The sequence below is a fragment of the Sulfurimonas sp. genome (genome assembly GCF_019429335.1).
In the GTDB taxonomy this organism is placed as follows: domain Bacteria; phylum Campylobacterota; class Campylobacteria; order Campylobacterales; family Sulfurimonadaceae; genus Sulfurimonas.
Map to the genome: position 1 here is coordinate 21,147 of NZ_JAHYJB010000026.1, position 6,043 is coordinate 27,189.

General features: G+C 34.9%; 5 protein-coding genes. 3 read left to right on the plus strand and 2 right to left on the minus strand.

The window, feature by feature from the left end:
* A complete protein-coding gene (locus tag K0A91_RS08515; RefSeq protein WP_295009759.1) occupies nt 1–222 on the minus strand; it encodes a MoaD/ThiS family protein in 222 nt (73 codons plus the stop codon).
* 102 nt (nt 223–324) lie between these two features.
* Between K0A91_RS08515 and K0A91_RS08520 the strand changes: the two genes are divergently transcribed.
* Nucleotides 325–978, plus strand: a complete 654-nt coding sequence (locus K0A91_RS08520; protein ID WP_295009760.1) for an MqnA/MqnD/SBP family protein — start codon at nt 325–327, stop codon at nt 976–978.
* Nucleotides 979–984: 6 nt separating this feature from the next.
* On the opposite strand, the gene K0A91_RS08525 is transcribed toward K0A91_RS08520, so the two are convergent.
* Entirely contained in the window at nt 985–3,810 is a 2,826-nt protein-coding gene (locus K0A91_RS08525) for an EAL domain-containing protein (protein ID WP_295009761.1), read from the minus strand.
* Between the two features lie 521 nt (nt 3,811–4,331).
* On the opposite strand from K0A91_RS08525, the gene K0A91_RS08530 reads away from it, so the two are divergent.
* The gene (locus tag K0A91_RS08530; RefSeq protein WP_295009762.1) at nt 4,332–5,537 is read left to right on the plus strand and encodes an AAA family ATPase; all 1,206 of its coding nucleotides are present in this window, start codon (nt 4,332–4,334) and stop codon (nt 5,535–5,537) included.
* A gap of 9 nt (nt 5,538–5,546) precedes the next feature.
* Nucleotides 5,547–5,969 carry a hypothetical protein gene (locus K0A91_RS08535; RefSeq protein WP_295009763.1) on the plus strand — a complete coding sequence of 141 codons (423 nt, stop codon included), beginning with the start codon at nt 5,547–5,549 and terminating at the stop codon, nt 5,967–5,969.
* The last annotated feature ends 74 nt before the right edge of the window (nt 5,970–6,043 follow it).

Genomic DNA, 6,043 nt, shown 5'->3' on the forward strand with positions numbered 1-6,043 from the left:
TCAGCCTCCGCACACCGGAGGAAGAAGAACAACTCGATCACCCTCTTTTAGCGCAACGTCTCTGCTGCTTACCAGCGTATCGTTTACTGCAACAGCTGAATTTTCCAGCCATACTTGCATCTCTTTATCTTTCTGAAGTATTTCTGCCAACTCGTTTAGATTTGAAATATCCAACTCTAATGGTTTTTTTTCTATCGGTCCTAAAAATTCAACTCTTACCAAAAGATTGCTCCCAAATTATTTTACTGCTATGATTATATCAAACTCATCTTTTTTATAAGTTAAGAGCTGTATAATTTCGCCTATACCCACTTGGAGAAGGCATTGGTTTTTGGCAAAATAGAGTACCTTAATCTTCTACCGTTTCATGTTTTTATGAAGCATTTTGCAAAAAGCTCGCAACAGAGTATGAGCATGAACTACTACAAAGATGTTCCCGCAAAAACCAACAAAAAATTTCTCTCGCGCAGAGTTGATGCCGCTTTTATATCGAGCATAAGAGCAAAAAATTATCAACATGTAAATCTTGGAATAATTGCCAAAAAAGAGGTGTTGAGTGTTTTGGTAATTCCAAACGAGAAGAGCATTAGCGACTCTGCGTCGGAGACTTCAAACGTTCTTGCAAAGATTTTAAACGTGCAAGGCGAGGTTATTATAGGCGATAATGCCCTTAGATACTACCTGCAAAAAAAACAACATGTAGATTTGGCAAAGATGTGGAACAAGAAGCATAAACTCCCTTTTGTCTTCGCGCTGCTCTGCTTTCACAAAGATAGAACTCTTTATAAAAAAATAGAAAAGAACTTCCTCAAAAGAGAAGTAAAAATCCCAAGATATATCTTAAATGAGGCATCAAAGAGAACAAAAATCCCTCAAGAAGAGATACTAAACTATCTAAAATATATATCTTACAATCTTGATACCAAAGCAAAAAAAGGGCTTGTTAAGTTTTACAAAGAGGCTTCAAAAATCAAATAGCATCTGCTACTGATATTTCAATATAAACTCTCTTGCCTCATTTGCGGGGAGTGGTTTAGAGTAGAAGTAGCCCTGAATCTCATAACAGCCGTTTTCATACATAAACTCTTTTTGCTCCTGTGTCTCAACCCCCTCTGCTAAAACCTTCATGTTGAGATTTTTAGCAAGAGCGATAATCGTCTTTGAGATAACTACGTCATCCCTGTCGTTTGGAACACCTCTTGAGAACGACTTGTCAATTTTGAGCTTGCCTACAGGCAGACGTTTTAAATATGAAAGAGATGAGTAGCCTGTTCCAAAATCATCGATTGCTATTTCAATGCCTAGCTCTTTAAGCATATTTAGCTTCTTGATTGAGGATTCAGGATTTATCATCAAATCCCCCTCTGTTATCTCAAAAGAGAGATACTTTTTATCCTTGCATCCGCTCTCTTCTATAATTTTTTTAATTGTCTGTATAAAGTCATCCTGCTGTAGCTGCTTCATCGCAAGATTTAGCGAAAGCACTCCTGGATTAAGCCCCTCGTTGTACCAAGCGGAAATCTTTGTTATTGCCATTTTCATCACAAGCTTATCAAGCTCTACAATCATTCCCGTCTCTTCAGCCATAGGTATAAACTGAAACGGCGGTATCTGCCCGAGCTGTGGATGTTCCCACCTCACAAGCGCTTCAAGCCCAACAAGAGTCTCTTTTTTCTTTGATATATCAATCTGAGGCTGATAGTAGACTACAAACTCCTCATTTTTTATAGCATTTCTTAAATCATTTTGCATAACGACTCTATTCATTGCAATCTGTGTCATCTCAGGAGAGTAAAATTGAAAACTGTTTCTACCCTCCTCTTTTGCTTTGTACATCGCACTGTCTGAGTACTTCAGCAAATCCTGCATCTCTGTTGAATCTTTTGGATAGATACTTATTCCTATGCTTGATGAGACATAAAGCAGATGCCCTGCTATATCTATGGGCTGTTTTGCATTTTCAATAATTTTTTGCGCCAATATCGAAGCGTCTTTGGCTGATTTTAAATTTTCCAAAATAATCGTAAACTCATCCCCGCCTATTCTTGCAAGTGTATCATCCTCTCTAACTGAGTTTTTTAGCCTTGAAGTGAAAATTTTCAGCACCTCATCGCCTACCTGATGCCCAAGAGTATCGTTAATCTGTTTAAACTGGTCAAGGTCTATAAAGAGCAGAGCAAACTCACTCTTGCTTCTTTTTGCTTTATGGATTGCTTGGATAAGTCTATCCTGAAACAGAACCCTGTTTGGCAGATGTGTCAAGACATCATAGTGTGCCTGATAACGCAAAATCTCCTGCTGCTGTTCGAGTTTGTACTCGAGATTTTTTCTCTTTGTAATGTCCTCATAACTTCCGACTATGCCTATAATAGTTCCCTTGTCATCCTTGAGTGGGACTTTTGATGCTGAGAGTATGGCTGTATTTCCATTCTCATCTTTTCGCGTCTCTTCATACTGAATCCTCGATTCTCCACTTTTTATAATATCCTCATCATCTTTAATATGACGTTCTATCTCCTCTTTTTCCCATGTCAGGTCGTTTTCACTTTTGCCTATAAGCTGACTTAAAGACCCAAGTTTTGCATCCTTGACAAAAAGTTCGTTAGCGCCGAGATATAGACCGTTTATATCTTTCCAGAAAATTCCAACAGGAACTGTATCTATTATATTTTGAAGCAGTTCGTATTGATTTAGAAGCGATTTTTCAAGAAGTACAGTATGTGTCATATCAACGCTTACCTGAACCATACCGCTTATTTTATCTTCGGTTGTACGTATCGGACTGAGCGAATATTGCGTAACAGTTCCAGACTCTTTGTCACCAAGAACACAATCATCCAGCTCCTCGTTTTGGGCTATTGATTGGCAGATTGGGCAAAACTCCTCTTTTATACTTTTTGGATGAAAGAGCTGATGATTTCTCATGCCGACTATATCAGCCTCTTCTTTGTCCAAGTGAGTGCAAGCCGCTCTGTTCACCTGTCTGATTATCCCGTCTTTGCCAACAATTATAGATGGATATGGGATAACCTCGTAAGTCGTAGCACTCTTTCGCATAAGAGAGATTGGCTCTTCAAGCGATGTTCTTATGATGGCTTGAAGCAATATCCAAAAAGATAAGAATTTAAAAATGTGCCCCGTTACGTTCATAAAATCGTAAACATCGCTGTAAAAAGTAAAAGCAACCTCTGCCATTATTGTCAAAATAATCGCATACTTTATAGCACCATAAACTACACTAGCAAACTCGCTCTTGTGTCGTCTGTTTACATACAGCGCTAGGAACAAAGCAGCAATAATAAAATACTCTAATCCTATTTTTAGAGCCGTCAGCCCCTCTCCTTTTACAAACAGACTAAGAGGATAGTTCATCGCTACAGCGGTGATAATCAGAGTAATTATCGCAAAAAGTATGGTAACTTTATAGTTTTTATACTCTACGTACCTCATAAACGGCGCAACTAACAAAAGCAGAGCCTCAAAAATACGTGTAAATACCCAAAAATTTAAAGATGTGTCTGGAGTCTCTATGCCGTAAAATGGCATTCCAAAATATGTTTGTGTGTGCAACATGTGCAGCAGCGCAATCCATATATACCCAAGACCGATAAAGAGCAGATATCTGTTATTTGTAAATGGGTATGTGTAGTATGCAATCAGAGATATACCGATGCTTACAAAAACAGTAAAATATTCGGCAAATACATGAAAAAGAAGATAGTGAAAATTTATGTTGATTAATATAAGCAGCGAAATTAAGAGCGCAGGAACCAACCATTTAATAGATAAATATTTAATCACTCTCTGCATGAAGTTAGCCCTATATTTTTCTGCATTATACAGTAAATTAAAAAAAGTGTTGTTTTGGTTTTATGAAGCTGACTATTTTGTGATAATTTTATGTTGTTCAAAATTTGATTGAAGATTGATTATTTTTTCTATTTTTATTAAAAAGATGGTGCGGATGAGAGGACTTGAAAAATGGTGTTTTTTCAAGTTTCTTAAAGTATCATCAACTAACCTCAAATATCACTATACACACGGTCTTTTAAAGGTTTTTATTATATCAAGTTAAGTCATGTAAAATCAAGTTTTTTCAATAATGGTGACTAATTAGTCACCCCTTTAGTCACCTAGACTATGTTATAATTTTTCTAATGAAATTTCTAAACTTATACCCCGTATTGAACTTGTATGTTTATTATAAAAAAATTATTAAAATATTTAAATTTGTCGCAATATTTCGTAAAAACACACTTACTATAAGTATATTACATTAGACTTATATATTTATTTATAGTATAATAAAAAAAACTAAAAGGTCGCATAACATGATAAAACTTCTTGAAAATGCAAAAAGACTTTATGCACTCAAGGCAAACCAGAAGCTTCCTATATATAAAAGATATATTTTTGATTCTCTTTATAATTCAGAAGCAAAGATAACAGCTGTATATGGGAGCAGAGGTATTGGTAAAACAACAACTCTTATGCAAATATTACAAAGTTCAGATTTACCTATTAGCAACAAACTATACATTTCGTGTGATCATGCAATGTTTCAAGATGTTTCACTTTTTGATTTTGTAGATGAGTTTAGTAAAAGAGGCGGTGAACTGATTTGTATAGATGAAGTACATGAAGCTGCACACTTTGAAAAAGAGCTAAAATCAATCTATGATTTTTTAGATATAAAAGTTTATTTTACAGGTTCATCTGCCCTGCATCTCACAAATCCTGACTTTGCACGAAGATATTCCATGTATCATCTTTATCCACTAAGCCTAAAAGAGTACCTAGAGCTAACGCATAATGTTTCATTAAAAGCTTACACTCTTAAAGATATATTATCAAACCACGAAAATATTGTTAATGAGATTATTTCATCTTTACCGGATAAAAAAATACTCAAATTTTATGATGAGTTTTTGAAAGTTGGAACTTATCCGTTTTATTTTGAAGACAGAAGTAAATACATTGATAGAATTATAGAAACAATTAACACTATTTTACATACAGATTTAAGTAAGATTTTTTCAATTCAACCTGATAAGATAGATACATTAAAAAAGCTTCTTCTTACTATCTGCGTGTCTAAACCACTTGAGTTTAGCATAGACAAGTTAGCCTCAACTGTTGGAATCACAAAAACTACACTCTATAAATATATACAATACCTTAATGACGCAGAACTTATTAAACAAATAACACATGAAGGCAAAAGATTTGCAGCTATACGAAAGTCTGACAAACTATACCTTGCAAACACAAATCTTTTTGAAGCTTTATGTGTCAATAAAGATATAGGAACACTCAGAGAGACTTATTTTGTAAGCAATATATCCACCGGACACAGACTTCACTATGTAGATAACGGTGATTTTCTAATAGACGAGAAATATACAGTTGAAATAGGCGGAAAGAATAAAGGGTTTAATCAAATCAAAAATGTACCAAACTCTTATGTGATAGCTGATGATATTGAAGTTGGATATGGCAATAAAATTCCGCTTTGGCTATTTGGCTTTTTATACTAAGGCTTTTAGATGTCTAAATTTATTAATTCTAAAAAATATGAAGGTGTTCAATATTACATAAAAGCAGATGGCACCAAATCATATTATGTCAGATATAAAGATGAAGAAAACAGACTCAAACGAGTAAAGATTGGCGACGAAACAGATGGAACTACTGAAGTTTATTGTAAAAATAAGCGCATAGAAATACTCAATGCTCAAAACAAAGGTGAACAGCCGCCAAAAATTGTAAAACATCATAGAAAAAAAGTCCTAACTCTTAATGAAGTAGCAGATAAATATTTTGCTACCAAAGACAGCTCTAGAAGCACATTTGACAGAATAAGCAAATACAAGAAGCATCTTGCTCCTATTTTAGGAAACAGAAGTGTTACCAGTATTGCATATAACGGTTTATCCGGACACCTCTGTCGGTTTCATTCGGACAGTTGAAGAAGAGATATTTTCTGTGGCGATATTTTAGCATAAGTGTCCGAATGATTTTTTATTTCTCTTGGATTTTTTCT

What these genes read in the sequence shown, in the direction of transcription:
- K0A91_RS08530 (WP_295009762.1), top strand. Translation starts at nt 4,332, where the DNA reads ATGATAAAACTTCTTGAAAATGCAAAAAGACTTTATGCACTCAAGGCA.
- K0A91_RS08525 (WP_295009761.1), bottom strand. Translation starts at nt 3,810, where the DNA reads ATGCAGAGAGTGATTAAATATTTATCTATTAAATGGTTGGTTCCTGCG.
- K0A91_RS08535 (WP_295009763.1), top strand. Translation starts at nt 5,547, where the DNA reads ATGTCTAAATTTATTAATTCTAAAAAATATGAAGGTGTTCAATATTAC.